This is a genomic window from Duganella sp. BJB476 (genome assembly GCF_003416895.1).
In the GTDB taxonomy this organism is placed as follows: domain Bacteria; phylum Pseudomonadota; class Gammaproteobacteria; order Burkholderiales; family Burkholderiaceae_D; genus Rugamonas.
Genome location: NZ_QVIO01000002.1, coordinates 81,779 through 99,609, shown reverse-complemented (window position 1 = coordinate 99,609; position 17,831 = coordinate 81,779). Strand labels below are relative to the sequence as shown.

The window sequence follows — 17,831 nt, the reverse complement described above, 5'->3', positions numbered from 1 at the left end:
TGCGTGAAGAGGGTCAGGGCGCCGCCGGGCTGGCGGCCCACTCGGCGATGAAGCTGTCGCGGAAGGCGGTCAGCTCGTTGAGGCGGTTTTGCGCCAGGCGGCGGCCGGCGGCCGTTTGCATTTTGCCGGGCAGGGTGGCCAGCTTGGTGTCGATATGGTCGAGCGCATAGGCTTTTTCATCGAGCTCGCGGTGCAGCGCCATCGGATCGTCGGCATGCGCCAGCGCGGTGCCCATGCGGCCGGCCGTGTAGAACAGCCGCGCCAGTCCCACCGCGCCGAGCGCGTCGAGCCGGTCGGCATCCTGGACGATCTTGGCCTCGATGGTTTCGGCGCGGATGCCGGCGGAAAAACTGTGGCTCTCGATCGCATGCGCGACGGCGGCCAGTTTATTGGGCGGGAAATCGAGTTCGGCCAACTGGCGGCTGGCCAGCAGCGCCGCCTTGCGCGAGGCCAGGTGGCGTTCGGGATCGTTCTTGGGCAGGTTGACCAGGTCGTGCAGATAGCAGCCTGCCAGCACGACCAGCGCGTCGGCCTCGGGATAATCGTCCAGCAGCAGGGTGGCGTTGCGCCAGACCCGGTGCAGGTGGTTGGTATCGTGTGCTCCATCGACTCCGGCGGCGGCACTGGCCAGGCGAACCAGGCGCGGGTGCCAGCTGTTCAGCAAGCTGTTCATCATTCTCCAGTGATGTCTTGGACGATCAGTTTTTCAGATCATACAGCCTGATTCAGCCCTTGTGCAGGGTAACTGGGTGACGATTAAAAATTGTGTGCTTGCCAAGTACGATGAGATTGTGCAAAATGCAACCATATTTGATAATGACAGGCACTTTGATGCGTAACCTCCCGGCGCTTGCACCGATATTGTTGGCCTTGGTCTGCGGTCATGCGTTGGCGCTGGACGACACGCCGACCGTGGCGCCCCATTTCCAGCTGAAGGGGGAGGATTTCCGTCCGTCCGGCGCGCGCTCGAACCCCGTCACTCCATTGTCGGCCAAGCGCGTCGCAGTGGACGCCGAGCCGGCCAAGCCGGAACCCCAGGCGCCGAATCCGCGCGCCGTCGCCACCACCGTGCTGCGCGCGTTGCCCGCCCCGGCCTCCCAGCTGGTGGAAAAACCAAGGTGGAAATTGCGGTAAGCCTATTTGTTTCTCTGGTGCATTTATTTGCTGCGTCTTTATTTGACTTGAGGTAACATTGCTGTCAGTCACTTTAGCAATGAAGGAAAACCCCATGTCTGGTAATGTAAGCGAACTGCACGCAACGACCCCCGCCGGCGAGTATTTGGCCTTCACCCTGGGCCAGGAAGAGTACGGCATTGATATCCAAAAAGTAGCCGAGATCCGCAGCTACGAAACCCCGACCCGCATCGCCAACGCGCCCGATTTCGTCAAGGGCGTGGTCAATCTGCGCGGCCTGATCGTGCCGATCGTCGACATGCGCATCAAGTTCAACCTGGGCACGCCGACGTACGACCAGTTCACCGTGGTCATCATCCTCAACATCGGCCACCGCGTGGTCGGCATGGTGGTGGACCGCGTCTCCGACGTCACCACGCTGATGCCCGAACAAGTCAAGCCGGCGCCGGAAATCGGCTCGGCCATCAACACCGACCATATCGTCGGCCTGGGCACGCTGGACGAGCGCATGCTGATCCTGGTCGATATCGACAAGCTGATGTCCAGCGCCGATATGGGCCTGGTCGAAAACACCGCGCTGGCGGCGTGATGACGATGCTGGCCAATATCAGCATCGGCAAACGCCTGGCACTTGGCTTCAGCATCATCCTGGCGTTTGCGATGTTGATCACCGCGATCAGCGTCTGGCGCCTGCAGGGCGTGGCCACGGCCACGCGCGAAATGATGCAGGTGCCGCTGGCCAAGGAGCGTATGATCTCCGACTGGTCAAGCAAGATTGATAGCGCTATCCGACGCACCACCGCCATCGCCCGCAGCAGCGATCCATCGCTGGGCGCCTTCTTCGCCGAGGAAGCGAAAGCCTCGTCGGCCATCTCGGCGGAATACCAAAAGAAAGTGGAAGTCCTGATCGTCGACGCCGACGAGAAGGAGCTGTTCGGCCGCGTCGGCGAGCAGCGCAAGATCTACCTGTCGTCGCGCGACCAGGTGGCCAAGCTGAAAGGCGCCGGCGAACTGGAAGAGGCCGAGAAGGTCTTCGCCAACGTATTCCGTCCGGGCTCCACCAGCTACCAGGCGCTGATGCAGGAACTGCTGAAAATGCAGCGCGCGAAAATCGACGCCACCGCCGTCCACATCGACGAAGTGGCGGCCAGCAGCCGCAACCTGCTGTACCTGCTGGCGGTGCTGGTGCTGGCCTTCGGCGCCGTCAGTTCCTGGCTGCTGACCACCGGCATCACCGGCCCGTTGCAAGTGGCGGTGACGGCCGCGCGCCGCGTCGCCGGCGGCGACCTGACCGGCCATATCGACGACAGCGCGCGCGATGAAACCGGCCAGCTGCTGTCCGCGCTGAAGGAGATGAACGCCAGCCTGCTGGGCATCGTCACCGAAGTGCGCAGCGGCACCGACCATATCACCACCTCGTCGAGCGAAATCGCGGCGGGCAACCAGGATCTGTCGCGCCGCACCGAGCAGCAGGCCGGCGCGCTGGAGGAAACCGCATCGTCGATGGAAGAGCTGACGTCGACCGTCAAGCACAACGCCGACAACGCGCGCCAGGCCAACCAGCTGGCGGCATCTGCCGCGCAGGTGGCGGTCAAGGGCGGCATGGTGGTGTCGCAGGTGGTGGATACGATGGATTCGATCAACCAGTCGTCGCGCAAGATCGTCGACATCATCGCGGTCATCGATGGCATCGCGTTCCAGACCAATATCCTGGCGCTGAACGCCGCCGTGGAAGCGGCGCGCGCGGGTGAGCAGGGACGCGGCTTCGCGGTCGTGGCGACGGAAGTGCGCAACCTGGCGCAGCGTTCGGCGTCGGCGGCCAAGGAGATCAAGACGCTGATCGGTGATTCGGTCGACAAGGTCAACCAGGGCAGCAAGCTGGTGGCCGATGCCGGGTTGACGATGGATGAAATTGTCAGCAGCGTGCATCGCGTCAGCGACATCATCACCGAGATCACGGCGGCCAGCACCGAGCAGAGCGCCGGCATCAACGAGGTGTATCAGGCCATCGGTGCGATGGACGGCGTGACGCAGCAGAACGCCGCGCTGGTCGAACAGGCCGCCGCAGCGGCGGAATCGATGCAGCAGCAGGCAGCGGCGCTGGCGCAGGCGGTCAGCGTGTTCAAGGTGGATGGTTTGGCGTCGTCGTCGCGTTCGCGCGGTACGTCGCCACGCACCGCCGCATCGCGCCCGGCGCTGCGCCTGACCAGCCGCGCCTAAACTTCGCTATTGTCGCCGGGCGATCTGTCGATCGCCTGTTGCGACAAGCGGTCCGCGTCGCCGTTGCGGTGGCGCGGCACCCAGTGCAGGCTCACGGCGCCCAGCGGCGCCATCAAGTCCGTCACGCGTCGGCGATGTTCTTCCAGTCCCTTGGCGCCACGGCCGGCGGCCACCGCCTGCGCACTCAGGTTCACATCGTTGACTACCACCTGGCTGTCGCCGTGCACCACCAGCCCGGTCGCACCCACGCTGACGGCCGCTTCGAGCAAGGCCGTCAGCGCCAGGTATTCTGCCTCACCGCTGTTGCCATAGCCGGCGCGGCGGCTGATTTCCACCCGCTCGCCACCCGGTCCGCACAGCAGCGCACCAATGCCTATCTGCCCCGGATTCGGATGCGCCGAACCGTCGAACCATCCACGCCAACCATCGGTGGCAGGCCGCATGCGCGCCGCGCGCTGTTCCAATTGCAGCGCCTTTTCCGCTAACTTTGCCGAGCGCAGCTCCTCGTCGCGCAGGCGCAAGGCGCTGCGTTCAGCCAGCAGCAGCGCCAAACCCTGCACGCCCGCCACCTGCGTCAGCACTTGGTGCAAGGCCTGCGCCTCGCTCACCGCCGAACGCGCCGCCAGACGACGAGCGGCCACGCGCTCGCCCTTGTAGGCGGCCGTGGCCAGTACGTCGAAATCAGCGTCGTTCATCAATCGCGACGCGGGTTGTCGGGATGCCGGTCGACGCGGTTAGGCACGCCGTCGCCGTCGCGATCGCGGTCGTAGCGGTTCGGTACACCATCGTGGTCCTTGTCGCCACGGCCGTTACCATGGTCCCGGTTGTCGTGACGGTCGTAGCGATTCGGGATGCCGTCATGATCGCGGTCGCCGTTCGGGCCGCGATCCCAGCGCGCCTCCTCGCGCAGCCAGCGGCCATCGCGTTGCACCCAGCGCGGCTGGGCATAAATGTAGCCCGGACGCTCGGCGACCCAGCTGCCGCCTACCCATTCGTGGCGGTGGCCACGCCAGTCCCAGTAGCCCGGCGCCCAGATGTAGCCGTAGCGCGGCGGCGGAATCCGCTCATAACGCGGTGGCGGCGGGGCGACGGTCACATAGTCCACCTGCACCGGTGCCGGGCCGACGGTCACCCAGCCGCCCGGATCCAGGCGCCAGTTGCCGCCGTCGCGTATCCATTCGGCGCGGCGATACTGCGCGCCGCTGCGTTCCGGTTCCCAGCGGCCGGCCAGCCATACGTGGCGATAGCCGTCCCAGTTCCAATAGCCTGGCGCCCAGACGTAGCCGTGGCGCGGCGCCGGCAGGCTTTCAAAACGTGGAGGCGGCGGTGCGTTGCCGATCACGACGCTGACGCCGACCTGCGCGGACGCGATGGCTGGAGCGAATGCAGCGGCGCTCAACGCGAGCATGGCGGCAGCGTAAATGGTGTGCGAGCGTTTGATCATGATGTGTTCTCCGTTTGCGCGTCGTCGTGCAACGCTTGAACGAACTATAGCAAGCAGCGTCAGGGATGGCTCCCGATGATGCAACTTTTTACATCTGACACAAAGGTGTGGGGGTGTGTGCGGTGGCGCACAGAGGAGACTAAGGCGGGAGTGGAGCGAGACTGCGAAAGGCTTCGCCTGTTACGCGGCGTTTCGGTGGCGCGTACAGGCGAAGGAGTTACGGGCCTTCAAATTTTGCTCGCTGCGGTGGTGTCTGCGGCCAGCACGGATTTGCTCTCGTCGATCAGCGACTGTTTTTTCTGTTCGGCGGTCAGGCGTTTGGCGCTGACGACGATCACTTGCATGTCCTTGGCGGCGGCTGGCGCGGTGTAGCTGGCCTGTACTGGCGTTGGGGCTGCGGTGGTTTCGTCGAGTACGTAGTTGGCGGCGCAGGCCAGGCCCAGGGTCACGACAAACAGGGCTTCGAAGTTTTTCAGGACGTTCATTTTGCTTCCTTTCGGTGGTTAAAAGTGTGTTTCGATGTGCTCACTTTATGCAAAGGCCTGTCCAGCCGCCACGGGATTGCGACGAGCCGCGCTTTTTGCGTCCCGAAATGCAGATAGGCGCGATGAGGTGTTGGCTTTTCGGCCACGGAATGCGCGTTTTCGCGGCCCCTCCGCTAAGGCTGGGCAGATACCGTCCACCAGCGCGAGGGGCATATGCCGCGATTCATCACCACCATCCTGCAAGCCTGGACCGAGCGCCGCCGCGCACGGCGCCGGCAGGCCAACTTGCGCGCCGGAGCCAGCGGCCGCCCGTCGATGCGGCTGATGCCGCCGGCCCGTGCCGGACGCCAGCCGGCGGCCACCGGGGCGCAGGTGCTCGGGCGGCAGCGCGCCATGTGGATCGCCGTTGTCGGCGTGTGCGTGGTGGCGGGCGGCGGCGCCCTGATCGCCGGCCATGCGCGCCACCTGGCCGCCGCGACGATCAGCACCCCTCAGGCGGTCAACAGCGTGCGCGCCGCGTATGCCTATCAATCCGTGCTGCCCGGCGCCGCATTCACCGTGCCGGCGCAGGCGGGCCTGAGCACCAGCATCCAACCCGGCGGCGCCTTGCTGGTGGCGTCCGGCATGCAAGCCGCACCGGCGGTGCGCGTGGACCTGTGCAGTCAGATGCGCAGCCCCACCGACCCGCGCCTGCTGCCGCTGCGGCTGGGCTACCGTTTCGACGACGTCAAGCGCTGGGTCAAGCGCAATGAAGAATCGAACGTCCAGGTCTCGCTGCGCAACGTGCTGCTGGTGGCCGATAATGGCGGCGGCGCCGGCGCGATCCCGGAGATCCAGATCGAAGGCACGGCCCGCGCGGACTTCACCGATCCGCTGAGCGAGCCGCTGCAACTGAGCTGGCGCAGCGCGCAGGCCGGCGCGCGCTGGATCAGCGACGCCAGTTTCGGCCAGGTCGAGCAGGGCGCCAGCGGCCAGGTTGCGCTGCGCCAGCAGGGATGGCTGTTGTGGGGCGCCGCCTCGGCGCTGCGCATCGAACGGCGCGCCAACGCCATGTGTCCGCAAGCGGGAGAACTGGTGGTGCAGAAGTATCGCCTGGCGCCGCAAGACGCAGCTGCCACCGGTGTGCCGGCCAGCGCGCTGGTGGTCGCCTTCCCCGCGCGCGGCGGGGCGGTGAGCACCAATCTGGCGGCAGGTGCGTATCAAGTGCCGGCCGCCGCGCCGATGACATTGGAAGACCAATTGCTGTTCAACGCGCTGCAAGACCAGGGCTTGGTGCGCCTGACCGCCGCCGGCGCCATCGAACTGGCGCCGCGCGACCTGCCGCAATGGCAGGCCGCCAACGCCGCCGAACGCGTCGCCGAATTGGACAACTGGAAGCAGGTCAAGCCCGGCGCCGCCACGCATAAACTGTTCAAGCGCTTGTACTACCAGGCCGATGGCGCCTACGTTCGCCAGCAGATCGACATCTACAACAGCGAACGCCGGCTGCTGGCCTGGCGCGTCAAAGCGCCGGCCGGCATGGTGCTGGACTGGAGCGCCAGCGCCGGCGGCGCCGGCAGCAACTCGGCATCGGGCAGCGCGCCGACGATGGTCGCGACCACCAGCCAGATGCCAGTCGCCGCCTCGCGCCTGTTCGCGTCGCTGCCGCAGGGATGGCAGCCGTGGACCCGCGTGGCGCGCTGGCCGCAAGCTGTTGAAGGGCAGGGCGTTCGCCCTGTCGTGAGGCTCAACCTCGCACTGCCGCGCGCTGCCGCCGGCGGCGAAGTGATGCAGATACTGCTGGCCGGCCGCGTCACAGGCGCCGTCGGCGCCAGCGTGCAGCTGGCGCCCGCCTGCACCGGCCGCGCCTGCGCCAGCAGCGCGGATGTCCAGCAGGTCACGCTGACGCTGCAAGCGGGCGCACACAACGTGCAGCTGACGGCGCAACCGCTGGACTTCAGCGCGCCGGAGGATCAAAAATACCGCCACCTGCGCGTCGCCGGCGGCCGTCTGGTATGGCAGGCGCTGTCGCCCCTCTCCGGGGACGCCGCGCCAGGCCTGCCACGACCGGCCGCGCCGTCGCCGGTGCAGCTGGAAGACCGCAACGGCACGCTGCTGTGGGCCGATGGCGCGCCGACGCCGTCCGCCGTCGACGCCGGCCTCGCGCCGCTGCTGGGCGTCAGCGGCGACCATGCCAACAGCGTGGCCGGCATGCTGGCCCGCCTGCCGGTATCGGCCACCACGGTCTCGCGCGCATCCGGCGCGGCGGTCGGCGCGCGCCTCACGCTGGATCTGCCCTTGCAGGCCCTGAGCCAGCGAGTGCTGGACTGCGTCGGTATGCATCGTGGCCGCTGGGACGGCAAGGCCTGCACCGGCGGCCAGGCTGCGGCGGAAGGCCGCCACGCCGGCCTGGTCATCCTCGATACCGAAACCGGCGACGTGCTGGCCGCCGCCGGCGCGGGCGCGGGCGCAGTCAGCGCCGCCAACTGGGCCGAGGTGCGCGACTTCGACCGCACCAGCCCCGCGCGCAGCCCCCTGCGCCTGCCGGCCTTGCAGCACGACGGCGGCGCACACCAGAGCCCCGGCTCGACGTTCAAGGTGATCAGCGCGCTGGGCCTGGAGCTGGCGGCGCAGAACGATCCGCAGATCGACGCGCTGTTGGGCGGCATGCCGCTGCCCGCCATCAACCGGCTGGCGCAGCAGCGCGGCTTCGGCTTCCAGACCGACGCCGCCAGCTACCCGCTCAATCCGCGCCTGGCCCACATCACCAACTACCACGAGCAAAGCCTGGACCGCCGCGCGCAGGAAGGCCGCCTGGGACTGGCGCAGGCGCTGACTTACAGCCTCAATACCTGGTTCGCCTGGTCCAGCGAATTGAGCGACCATAGCCTGTTCGGTCGCGCCGACGGCGGCGCCCCCGACTTGCAGGCGCTGGACGCCAACGCGCTCGATGCGGTGCGCCCCATCGTCGCCGCCGCGCACCGGCTGGGCTTCGAGCAAACGCTACGCCTGGACGGCGGCCTGCTGCCGGCCGATTTCAACTGGCGCAGCTGGGATGCGCTGCAAGCGACGCCGGCGCATATCGATCCTATCCACACCCGCCACGAGCTGCGCCAGATGGCGATCGGCTTGCGCATGCAGGTCACGCCGCTGCAAATGGCGCTGGCGGCGGCGGCGGTCGGGCAGGGCAAAGTCGTGGCGCCGCGCATGCTGCTCACCCTGGGCAGCGCCGCCAGCACCGTGCCGGAGATGAAGCCGGTCGGCATCCGCCTCGACCGCATCCGGGCCGGCATGAAAGGCGTAGTCGACGTCGGCACCGGCGCCGGCGCGTTCGGCGGGATCGCTTTGGCCGGTGTGCGGCCAGGCCTGTACGGCAAGACCGGCACCGCGCCCACCGGCGACGACACGGCCACCGTCTGGTTCACAGGCTGGCTGGAACCGGGCAGCCTGCCCGGCCAGACGCACCGGCTGGCGATGGCGGCCTTTGTCAGCCACTCCAACGCCACCGGCGGCGAGCATGCGGCGCCGGTGCTGGCGGCGGTGCTGTCCACGCTGGCGGCGCAGAACCGCGAACAGAAGGGGAAATAGGCTTGTAAACGGGATAATGAAATCGCCGCTTTTGTGGCATGATTTCGAGGCGTCCGCCATAGCGCGCTCATTTTCGTTTTTCTCTTATTGACAGGACTGTATGCGCTTGCCAGGAACCCGGTATCAGGAGCACGGCTGGGAACAAGTGCGCAAGCTGTTGGGACACTGCTCGTTGCAGGCGTTCCGCCGGCTTGAGATGCACCAGCTGCTCGACCCCGGGCAGCACGCAACGCTGCTCGACAGCTATACCGATGCGGTAGCCGCAGCCCTGCGCGCGGGCGCCCGTTCGGCGCGCGCCGAGGCCGAGGGCAACAGCTACGGCGACAGCGTCTACGAGCTGTCGCTTAGCCTGATGTTCGAATTGCAGGCGCAGCCGGCGTTCTGGCAGGCGTTTGCCGCCGCCGTCGCCGCCGAGCATGGCCGCAGCGGCGCCTTCTGGCTCGATGCCGCCGCCGAAGGCGTGATGCGCAAAAAGGTCAACGATATGTACGCCGGCCTGCGCGACAAGGTCGACGCCGACAACTACATCGTTACCACGGGCCGCGACTGTTCGCCCAACAAAATCTACACCTATCGCATGCTCGATACCGCCTATCGCGAGATCGCCGGCCTGTTCGCGGACTGGCGGCAGCATGCGGCGCAGGTGGGCGACATCCTGGGACGTCCGCTGGACGGCAGCCCGATCGAGGTGCGGCAGATGAAGTCCATCGGCGGCTGCAAGGCCGAGTGGATCATCCGCTGGAGCGAGTCGCAGGAGCGCCATGCCGGCTCGCCGGGACCACTGCACACCAAATCCAAGCGTTTCGCCAGCCTGAAAAACAGCCCGGAGAAGATCGCCGCGATGCTGGCGGAAATCGGCGACTATGAAGAGCTGTCGGCCAATATGGACCGCGCCGACGACTGGCAGGGCGACGCCGGCGAAGCGGCGCTGTGGCTGGAAGACTACTGGCGCGTGCTCGGCGAGTCCGAGCAGAACGAGGCGGCGGGCGAGGACCGCATCCTGCCCGAGCCGGAGGCGGACGACGACTCCGTCGCTGCGGACGACGCGGAGGAAGAGGGCAGCGACGACGGCGCCGGACCGCCGGATGAATTCAAAGCGCACGACCTGGCGGCCGAACAGGCGCTGGCCGGCACGCTTTCCCTGCCCCCCCGCTATCTGGAATTGGCGCGGGCGGCGCAGGAAGCCGGCAGCTGGGCGTTGCGCGTCCTGAGCGACGAGTCGCTGCCGATCCGCCTCGCCGTGTACCAGAAACTGCTGGGCGCCGCCGACGATACCTACCCGGACGCCTGGCTGGACCCGGCCACCGGCGAGCTGCCGACCTTGCAGCAGTTGGCGGCGCTGGACCAGATTTCGATGCCGACGCTGCGCAAGCGCCGCAACGAAGCGATCGACAAGCTGTACGCGGTCAACACCGCGCCGGCGAAATGAAGGAGAACGAGTTGAAATCCGCACAAGATGAGCAAGACGCACGGCTGCGAGAGCGCGCGTTGCTGGCGCGCGCCGTGCCGGGCGACCGCCTGATGCTGGCCGACGCCACGCTGCTGGCGGCGCTGGAGGGCAGCCGGGCGTTGACGCCGAACGAGCGGCAGGCGCTGTCGGCGTCGCCGCTGACGCTGCGGCGTTTCCGCCAGTTGTCGCTGGAGCGGCATGCGGCTGCGCAGGCGCCGCAGGCCGCCAACGACCCAATATGGGCCGGCAGCAGCGGCATGCTGCGCGCCGCCGCCAGCGCAACGATGCTGGAATCGCTGGCCACGGACGACAACTGCTGGACGCTGCACTTCCTGCCGGCCGGTGAGGGCGAAGGCTGGCAGGTGATCCTGAGTTTGTCGGCGGAAGCGCCGTTCGCCGCACGCCTGCTGCGCGAGCGCGTGATGGTGCGCGTGATCGACGGCGGCGGGGCGATCGTCTTGCAAGGCCGCCTGGACGCGGACGGCGAATACGAATGCAGCTGGCCGTTCGCCACCGCGCCGGCGCACCACTTCCAGATGTACGGCGCGGGTTTCGCCGTCGAACCGGTGGCGCCTTAGACCATGGGCATATTTTCCCGGCGCAGCAAGCCAGCCGTCGATAGCGACGGACTGGGAGTCGACCTGATCGCGCTGAGGCTCGATGCGGGGGACGCTGCGCCGGCTCATAGCACGGTCGTGGTCTTCAACGCCGGCGGCCACGCGCGCCGCGCTGTCGCCGGCAAAGTGGCCTGCGAGCCGGGCGAGTTGGCGCTGTGCTTTCATCCGGGACCGTACACGGTGCACCTGGCGCCGTTCGCGGCGGCGCCGGAGTGGGGCCTGCGGCTGCGCTTTGTCGTCGATGTCGCCAATCCGCGTGTGACACAGCAGCGTTTCGATTTGTATTTGTACAGCGAGATGACGGAGCGGCTGGAGCTGGATGCGTTCCGCGCCTCGGCGCAAGCGGCGCTGCAAACGGAATTGGCGCAAGGGGCGCTGGATCTGCCACCGTGCACCACACTGGAAGAGTGGCACGCCTTCCGTGCCGGTCTCAATCAGCTGCTGTACACACGCTTCGGCGTAACGGTGGACGACTGCGTGCCGGTGGACCTGGGCGATCAGGTCAACTACGCCGATGCATTGAAGGCCCGTGCCACCGCCGCCGCCGCCGTGGCCGATGCCCATACCTTGGCCGATACGCCGCACGTGGCCGAGCGCAATCCGGCCGCCAACGCCGAACCAGCGCCGCACACGCTGTCCGCCGCTTCGCCCGGCGGCGTGGCTGTGCAACGGCAGCTCGCGACAGTGCCTTCCACCGCTGCGGCGCCCGTTGCCTGGCAAGATGCGTTCGGCCTGCGCCGTCTGTTCCTCGAACTGCCAGGCCTGAGCCGCGAACTGCGCCTGCTCGTTCTGCCTGAGGGCGCGCTGATGTTCCAGCAGCACCAGGCCCTGTTGCTACGCCTCGGCATGGCCGCGCTGAACGTGAACACCATGCCGTCGCTGGCGTGGGCCGCACCGGACCAGCCATTGGCGTATGCAGAACAAGTTCGCCGCACCGGCCAGACCCAGCTCGCCGTGCAGGCGCTGGATGAAGCCTGGGCATTGCTGGCCCGCTTCCAGCGCGCCGATCACGCACAATGGCCGGTGCTGCTGGAGGAGGCGGACCGCATCTGCGCCAATCTGGAAACCGGCCTGGCCTTCCGCCGCGCCCCGCATGCGCCCCGCACGGAACCATCGCTATGACCACGCTATCCGCCACCACCGTGCCGACCAACGCCGAATGCCGCAGCATACTGGCGGACGGCCGCGTACTGACGATCACCGCCAGCCGTCGCCCGCGCGCCAACCGCGCCGACGTCAAATGCAGCGTCGCCGGAGCACCGACGATCGCTGAACGGATGCAGGAAGTGGTCCGCCTTGCCCGCCACACCGAAGTGCGGCTCGACAGCCGCGACCAGGTCGTCCTCAGCATGGACATCACGCCCGGCGCCGCAGACCGCGACTGGGAACTGGCCGCAGTGCTGGCGGACCGCATGGTGCGCGGCCTGCTCCAACCCGCGCAAGCCGGCCGCCAATACGCGCAAGGCTGGTCGGATGCGTGGCACCTCGGCCGCGTCCAGGGCGCCGCATTGGTCGCGGCGACGCTGGACCATCCGCAGCTCGGCCCCGGCGACGGCATCATCGCCGGCGGCGCAGCCGGCGACGGCCCGACGCGCGCGCTGCACATCACCCACCTTGGCGCCCTGAGCGGCCATGCCGATCCGTCGGCCGGCGTCTCCACCGTGCGCGCCTGGTTCCCGCTGCACAGCGGCGGCATCAATGACAGCCTGGCGTGGGTGGAGGTCAGCGTCTTCGCCATCGACAGCGATGCCGCGGCGGAGGGTGTATCGGCCGGCGCCACCCACAATCCGGCGGCGGCGACCGAGGAGGACACCATCGCGGCGCCGGGCCTGGACCTGAGCGCGCAGCTGGAAGTGCGCCAGACGCTGGCCGCCGCCCGCCACTTCGACGGCAAGGGGCTGGGGCGCTGGCGCAGCGTGGTGCGTTTCGGCCAGCCGCGCTTCCAGGGCGGATCGTATCAACTGGCGCTGGTGATGGCCGACCGCCTCGCGCGCGGGCGCGAGTTCCTGCCGCGCGGCCGCATCATCGCCACCGGCTGCTCCAGCGCCTGGCATGCCGGCCGGGTCGACACCGTCGAAGGCCGCGAGCCCAAGCTGGAATTGATACTTATGCAAGCGGGCGCGGGCGACCGGGTGCTGCTGCCCAAGGCCTGGCAGGATGAATTGCCGGCCGGGTTTGCGGCCGAACTGCGTCAAAAGGGGGCCAGCCTGGCCTGTATCGACCGGATCGGCATGATTTGAGGCGGCACAGTATCGTGCGCAGAATGAAAAATGGGCGTGCCCTGCTAAAATCGGCAGATGCCAGGGCGGCCCGGAAGATGAATCGAAGAAGGAGTCTGACATGTTCCAAATGTTTGGTTTTGGCGGCGTAAAATGCCCGCGTTGCGAGCACAAAAACGACGACCAGTCGGGCTACTGCAAGCACTGCGGTTTGACCTTGGGCGCGCCGCGCAGCGAGCCTGTACTGCGCGATAACCGCTGGATCCCTGGCGACGACGAACTGGCCGTGTACTTCGGCGTCAGCGCCTTGTCCGGTATCTTTACTAAAACGCTGCGCGTGCCGGCCACCTCGCGTGCCTACATCCTGCAAGCCGACAAGGCCACCGAGGTGCCGCAGGGCGAATACGAAATCGAAGGCTTCTTCACCCGCCTGAACCACCTGCTGCGCAACCAGAACGCGGAAATCCTGATCACCCGCAGCGCAGCGCTGCCGGTGGAGTTCTCGTTCAGCGACCTGCAGACGGCGGAGCACCTGAAGGTGGCGGCCCGCTTCACGGTCGCCATCCGTATCGAGAACGTGCCGGCCTTCGCCCAGCACTTCATGACCGTGCCGGGCACGGTCAGCACGCAGCACCTGCACGATCTGCTTGGGCCTTCGGTGCGTCAGGTGGTGGCTGAGTTTATCGGCAGCCGCTCGATGCGCGATATGGCGCACAACGCGGACCTGCGCCTGCAACTGGATGAGCGCCTGCAAGCCGCATTGAAGCTGCGTGTAGCCGGCTACGGGCTGGCCGTCGACCGCGTTGAAACCGCAGCGCTGCGTCACGATAAATTCGATCACAACCGCGAGCGCATCGGCACCCTGTGGCTGGTGGCGGACGAGCGCCATGTGCAGCTGGAGCACGTCAAGCAGCTGGACCAGATCTACGACGAAGAGGAATGGCAGGCCATCTGGCGCGAAGAGCAGAAGATGCGCTCCGACCTGCGCCGCGCCGAGCTGCGCCAGGACGCCGGCGTCAACAAGGCCGAGCTGACGTTCAAGGAGTCCGAGCGCATGCAGGCGCTGCGCGCGCGCGAAGTGGACTTGTACAGCCGCGTGATGGAATCGAAAACCCGCAAGGTCGCCGTCGATAAAGGCGCCGGCACGATACTGGCCGATCTGGAGCACGAGCTGGCGAAGAACAAATCGCACCGCGCCGGCGAGCAGGCGGACTGGGAGCATGTGCGCCATCTGGCCCAGATCAAGATGCGCACCGAGCTCGAAGTGCTGCAACAGACCGCTGCCGAACAACGCCAGTTGGCGCAGCAGCGCCTGTCGCACCAGCTGCGTCAGCAAGCCATCGAAAACCAGATGGCGCAGGCATTGTTGATCGAGGACGAATCGCACCGCCGCAGTGAACTGGCCACGCTGCGCCAACGCGAGAAGGCAGAGAAAGAGCGCGAGCTGCACATCGAGGCCGAAGGCCACAATGAGCGCATCCAGGGGCTGACCCTGGCCAGCGCCGCGCGCCGCCGCGAGGCCGAGCGTGTGCAGGAGTGGGAAGACCAGCTGCAACTGGCCCGCCAGCGCGAGCTGCTGCGCGGCGACGCCGTCAAGGACGCGGCCAACGCCGTGCAGGTGGCCGAGATCAACCAGAAAATCGAGGAACTGAAACGCATCGGCGCGCAGGCCGATTCGGTGGCCCAGTATGAAAAGCTGCTGCGCACCATCGAGGCGGACGGCGTGCATCAGCGCCAGAACCTCGCCGTCAACAAGCAGGCGATGCTGGACCAGCTGGAGGTGGACGAGCAGCGCCAGATCCTCAAGCAGAAGGAACAGGAAGCTCAGTGGCAGCGCGAGTTGAAAAAACTGGATCATGACCGCGACGAGAAGTTCGCGCGCTGGAAGGGCGAGTACGACGTGCTGCTGGCGCAGCAGTCGCATGAGCTGACGCGCATCGAAACCATCGGCCGCCTGAGCGACACCGGCAAGGTGGCCACCGCCGCCGCGCCGAACGCCGAGGCGTTGAAGCAGATCATGAAGATGCAGATCCAGGGTGGCATGACGGCCGATCAGATACAGGCGTTGTCGCTGGTGGTGGCGGCCGAACACGGCGTCACCCCGGCCGAGGCGGCGCAGCTGGCGCATGAACGGGTGCTGGAAGAGAGCGCGCGCCGCGACAGGGAAATGGACAAGGACCGTCGCCACCAGCTCGATCTGCTGAACGTGCAGATCGCGGCCGGCGGCGCGGCTCCGGCGCCCGCGCCCGCGCCGGTGCGCTACTGCGCCAACGGCCATCCGACGCGGGCCGGCCACCCTTTGGATAAATTCTGCGCCCAATGCGGCGTGCCTTTAGCTTAAACAGTTTGATGCAGGAACGGTTACACTTCGCTTAATGATGCAAACAGCAAGAGACAAGATCCGCGAACTGCGGGCCTTACATGATGACGGTCTACTGAGCTTGCAGGAGTTCGACCGCCGCAAGAACGCCATCCTGGATGCGGAATACGCGCCGCCGGGAGGCAGCGTCACGGCTGCGCCTCCGGTGCGGCAAGGCACGGAGCTGGGGCTGATGTCGGGCCAGGAGATCGGCCCGCAGAACCGTCGCTACCGGCTGGAGCGCCTGATCGGCATGGGCGGCATGGGCCAGGTGTGGCAGGCGACCGACCTGGCCACCCACGCGGAGCTGGGTCACAGCGACATGGTGGCCCTGAAGATCCTGCCGCCGCAGCTGACCCAAAGCGCCACCCACGCCAAGCTGCTGATCGAGGAAGCGACGCAGGCGCGCAAGCTGGCGCACGAAAACATCGTCCGCGTCTATGAATGGGCGCAGGATCCGGCCACCTCCAGCTATTTCATCATCATGGAATACCTGGAGGGCCAGGACCTCGACGCCTATCTGGCCGAGCAAGGCCCGTTGCCGCTGGAAGCCATCTATCGCCTGCTGACGCCTGTCGGCGACGCCTTGCAATACGCATGGGACAAGCACAAGCTGGTCCACCGCGACATCAAGCCCGGCAACGTGTTCCTGACCCAGCGCGGCGAGATCAAGCTGCTGGACTTCGGCATCGCTTCGCGCGCGCGCAGCGCCGGCAGCAGTCTCGGTTTGCAAACGCCGAACGCCGGCACCGTCGGCTACCGCGCACCGGAGGCGGGCACGCATCAACGCCAGCCTTCGCCCAAGCTGGACGTCTATGCCGTCGCCGTGATGATCTACCAGCTGCTCGAAGGCCGCATGCCGTTTGACGATATGCGTCCGGCCGACTTCCATCCGTCGCCGCCGCAGGGGCTCAATCCGGCGCAGTGGAAAGTGCTGCAAAACGGCTTCGCCTATGCGCAGGAGCGCCGTCCGGCCTCGGTCAGCGAACTGCTGACGGAGCTGCGCCGCGCCGATGGTCCGAGCGAAGAAGAGTTGGCGACTCAGGCGCGGCAGGCGCAGGAACGCGAGCGGCAGCGCCAGTCCGAGCAAACGGCGCACGCCGAGGCCAAGGCCGCGCAGGCGGAACAGGCCCGCGCCGCCGAACAAAAACGCCAGGCCCTGGCGGCGGAACTGGCCGCCCGGCGCCAGGCCGAATCCCAGGCAGCGGCGGCCGAGAAAGTGAAGCTGGACCAGCAGCGCCGCGCGCTGGAGGCAAAGCAGCGCGCCGAGGCCGAAACTGCGGCGCTGGCCCGCAAACAGGCCTTGCGCGAGCAATTGCAGGCGCGCCGCGACGCCGACGCCAAACAGGCGCGCGAGGAACGCGAGGAGCAGCAGCGCAAAGCCGCGCAGCTGAAGGCCGAGGCGGCGTATCGCTCCGAACAGGAACGCCACCGCAAGCAGCAGGCCGAGCGCAACGCCGCCGAACTGGCCGCGCTGATGCCGACGGCGGGCAGCCCGGTCGCCGACGCCAACGGTGTGCTGCGCGACCGCTTTGTCGACGGCACCGGTGTCGGCCCCGATCTGGTGCTGATACCTACCGGTCGTTTCCAGATGGGCTCACACGAGCATGAGCAGGCGGCGGCGATCAAGGCCGGCGCGCAGAAAAACTGGCTGGAGCGCGAAACGCCGCAGCATTGGGTCGGCATCGAGCATTCGTTTGCGATGGGGCGTTCTCCCGTCACGGTCGGGCAGTGGCGGCAGTTCGTGCGCGCCACCGGCTGGGAATCGCAATCGGATACCGACTGGCGCGCGCCCGGCTTCGCGCAGACCGACGAACATCCCGTGGTGGGCGTCAGCTGGGTCGACGCGCAGTTGTATGTGCGCTGGCTGTCGGAGCAAACCGGCCAGACCTACCGCCTGCCGAGCGAGGCGGAGTGGGAATACGCCTGCCGCGCCGGCACCAAGACCGCTTTCAGCTTCGGCGACGCCATCTCCACCGAGCAGGCCAACTACGACGGCCACTACACCTACAACGGCAGCCCGCGCGGCGCCTATCTGCAAGGGACCAACAAGGCCGGAACTTTCCAGCCCAACCCGTGGGGTCTGTTCGACATGCATGGCAATGTGTGGGAGTGGACGCAGGACGTGGTGCACGATAACTACATTGGCGCGCCGGCCGACGGCAGCGCATGGGAAGAGGGCGGCGACCAGGTGCGGCGCGTGCTGCGCGGCGGCTCGTGGTTGTACAACCCCCGCTATCTGCGCGCCTCGGTGCGCAACGGTTTTTCGGCGGTGCTGGCCAACGATATCGTCGGCTTCCGGGTCGCGCGGAAATTGGTTTAGAGTATACTGCTGC

14 protein-coding genes are annotated in these 17,831 nt (G+C 67.3%); 10 read left to right on the top strand and 4 right to left on the bottom strand.

Features of this window, described 5'->3' with window-relative positions; all coding sequences use genetic code 11:
• Window positions 1–13: 13 nt before the first annotated feature.
• The gene (locus D0T21_RS09895; RefSeq protein WP_116990073.1) at window positions 14–673 is read right to left on the bottom strand and encodes an HD domain-containing protein; all 660 of its coding nucleotides are present in this window, start codon (window positions 671–673) and stop codon (window positions 14–16) included.
• A gap of 158 nt (window positions 674–831) precedes the next feature.
• Between D0T21_RS09895 and D0T21_RS09890 the strand changes: the two genes are divergently transcribed.
• The 3 genes from D0T21_RS09890 (at window position 832) to D0T21_RS09880 (ending at window position 3,354) form a co-directional block, all read left to right on the top strand.
• Window positions 832–1,134: a hypothetical protein gene (locus tag D0T21_RS09890; protein ID WP_147328079.1), complete on the top strand. Its 303-nt coding sequence runs from the start codon at window positions 832–834 to the stop codon at window positions 1,132–1,134.
• A 94-nt stretch (window positions 1,135–1,228) separates the two neighbouring features.
• Window positions 1,229–1,723 carry a chemotaxis protein CheW gene (locus D0T21_RS09885; RefSeq protein WP_116990000.1) on the top strand — a complete coding sequence of 165 codons (495 nt, stop codon included), beginning with the start codon at window positions 1,229–1,231 and terminating at the stop codon, window positions 1,721–1,723.
• A complete protein-coding gene (locus D0T21_RS09880; protein WP_116990001.1) occupies window positions 1,723–3,354 on the top strand; it encodes a methyl-accepting chemotaxis protein in 1,632 nt (543 codons plus the stop codon). The genes D0T21_RS09885 and D0T21_RS09880 overlap by 1 nt, the downstream gene beginning before the upstream one ends.
• Here D0T21_RS09880 and D0T21_RS09875 read toward each other — a convergent pair.
• From D0T21_RS09875 to D0T21_RS09860, 3 genes are all read right to left on the bottom strand, one after another.
• Entirely contained in the window at window positions 3,351–4,049 is a 699-nt protein-coding gene (locus D0T21_RS09875; protein WP_116990002.1) for a ribonuclease HI family protein, read from the bottom strand. The two genes, D0T21_RS09880 and D0T21_RS09875, sit on opposite strands and share 4 nt — an antisense overlap.
• Window positions 4,049–4,798 carry a hypothetical protein gene (locus D0T21_RS32850; protein ID WP_373886667.1) on the bottom strand — a complete coding sequence of 250 codons (750 nt, stop codon included), beginning with the start codon at window positions 4,796–4,798 and terminating at the stop codon, window positions 4,049–4,051. Before D0T21_RS32850 ends, D0T21_RS09875 begins: the two co-directional genes overlap by 1 nt.
• 227 nt (window positions 4,799–5,025) lie before the next feature.
• The gene (locus D0T21_RS09860; RefSeq protein WP_116990003.1) at window positions 5,026–5,283 is read right to left on the bottom strand and encodes a hypothetical protein; all 258 of its coding nucleotides are present in this window, start codon (window positions 5,281–5,283) and stop codon (window positions 5,026–5,028) included.
• Between the two features lie 213 nt (window positions 5,284–5,496).
• On the opposite strand from D0T21_RS09860, the gene D0T21_RS09855 reads away from it, so the two are divergent.
• The 7 genes from D0T21_RS09855 to D0T21_RS09825 all read left to right on the top strand — a co-directional run bounded on the left by D0T21_RS09855 (window position 5,497) and on the right by D0T21_RS09825 (window position 17,818).
• Window positions 5,497–8,850: a penicillin-binding transpeptidase domain-containing protein gene (locus D0T21_RS09855; protein ID WP_116990004.1), complete on the top strand. Its 3,354-nt coding sequence runs from the start codon at window positions 5,497–5,499 to the stop codon at window positions 8,848–8,850.
• A gap of 100 nt (window positions 8,851–8,950) precedes the next feature.
• The gene (locus D0T21_RS09850; RefSeq protein ID WP_116990005.1) at window positions 8,951–10,279 is read left to right on the top strand and encodes a hypothetical protein; all 1,329 of its coding nucleotides are present in this window, start codon (window positions 8,951–8,953) and stop codon (window positions 10,277–10,279) included.
• An 11-nt stretch (window positions 10,280–10,290) separates the two neighbouring features.
• Window positions 10,291–10,878: a hypothetical protein gene (locus D0T21_RS09845; RefSeq protein WP_307720711.1), complete on the top strand. Its 588-nt coding sequence runs from the start codon at window positions 10,291–10,293 to the stop codon at window positions 10,876–10,878.
• A gap of 3 nt (window positions 10,879–10,881) precedes the next feature.
• Entirely contained in the window at window positions 10,882–12,039 is a 1,158-nt protein-coding gene (locus tag D0T21_RS09840; protein ID WP_116990007.1) for a hypothetical protein, read from the top strand.
• A complete protein-coding gene (locus tag D0T21_RS09835) occupies window positions 12,036–13,157 on the top strand; it encodes a hypothetical protein (RefSeq protein WP_116990008.1) in 1,122 nt (373 codons plus the stop codon). The genes D0T21_RS09840 and D0T21_RS09835 overlap by 4 nt, the downstream gene beginning before the upstream one ends.
• A gap of 100 nt (window positions 13,158–13,257) precedes the next feature.
• Window positions 13,258–15,477, top strand: coding sequence for a hypothetical protein (locus D0T21_RS09830; RefSeq protein WP_116990009.1), 2,220 nt, complete (start codon window positions 13,258–13,260; stop codon window positions 15,475–15,477).
• Window positions 15,478–15,511: 34 nt separating this feature from the next.
• Window positions 15,512–17,818: an SUMF1/EgtB/PvdO family nonheme iron enzyme gene (locus D0T21_RS09825; RefSeq protein WP_116990010.1), complete on the top strand. Its 2,307-nt coding sequence runs from the start codon at window positions 15,512–15,514 to the stop codon at window positions 17,816–17,818.
• Window positions 17,819–17,831 lie beyond the last annotated feature (13 nt).

Coding starts and splice junctions, on each gene's coding strand:
- D0T21_RS09895 (WP_116990073.1), bottom strand. CDS start 673: ATGAACAGCTTGCTGAACAGCTGGCACCCGCGCCTGGTTCGCCTGGCC.
- D0T21_RS09890 (WP_147328079.1), top strand. CDS start 832: ATGCGTAACCTCCCGGCGCTTGCACCGATATTGTTGGCCTTGGTCTGC.
- D0T21_RS09885 (WP_116990000.1), top strand. CDS start 1,229: ATGTCTGGTAATGTAAGCGAACTGCACGCAACGACCCCCGCCGGCGAG.
- D0T21_RS09880 (WP_116990001.1), top strand. CDS start 1,723: ATGACGATGCTGGCCAATATCAGCATCGGCAAACGCCTGGCACTTGGC.
- D0T21_RS09875 (WP_116990002.1), bottom strand. CDS start 4,049: ATGAACGACGCTGATTTCGACGTACTGGCCACGGCCGCCTACAAGGGC.
- D0T21_RS32850 (WP_373886667.1), bottom strand. CDS start 4,798: ATGATCAAACGCTCGCACACCATTTACGCTGCCGCCATGCTCGCGTTG.
- D0T21_RS09860 (WP_116990003.1), bottom strand. CDS start 5,283: ATGAACGTCCTGAAAAACTTCGAAGCCCTGTTTGTCGTGACCCTGGGC.
- D0T21_RS09855 (WP_116990004.1), top strand. CDS start 5,497: ATGCCGCGATTCATCACCACCATCCTGCAAGCCTGGACCGAGCGCCGC.
- D0T21_RS09850 (WP_116990005.1), top strand. CDS start 8,951: ATGCGCTTGCCAGGAACCCGGTATCAGGAGCACGGCTGGGAACAAGTG.
- D0T21_RS09840 (WP_116990007.1), top strand. CDS start 10,882: ATGGGCATATTTTCCCGGCGCAGCAAGCCAGCCGTCGATAGCGACGGA.
- D0T21_RS09835 (WP_116990008.1), top strand. CDS start 12,036: ATGACCACGCTATCCGCCACCACCGTGCCGACCAACGCCGAATGCCGC.
- D0T21_RS09830 (WP_116990009.1), top strand. CDS start 13,258: ATGTTCCAAATGTTTGGTTTTGGCGGCGTAAAATGCCCGCGTTGCGAG.
- D0T21_RS09825 (WP_116990010.1), top strand. CDS start 15,512: ATGATGCAAACAGCAAGAGACAAGATCCGCGAACTGCGGGCCTTACAT.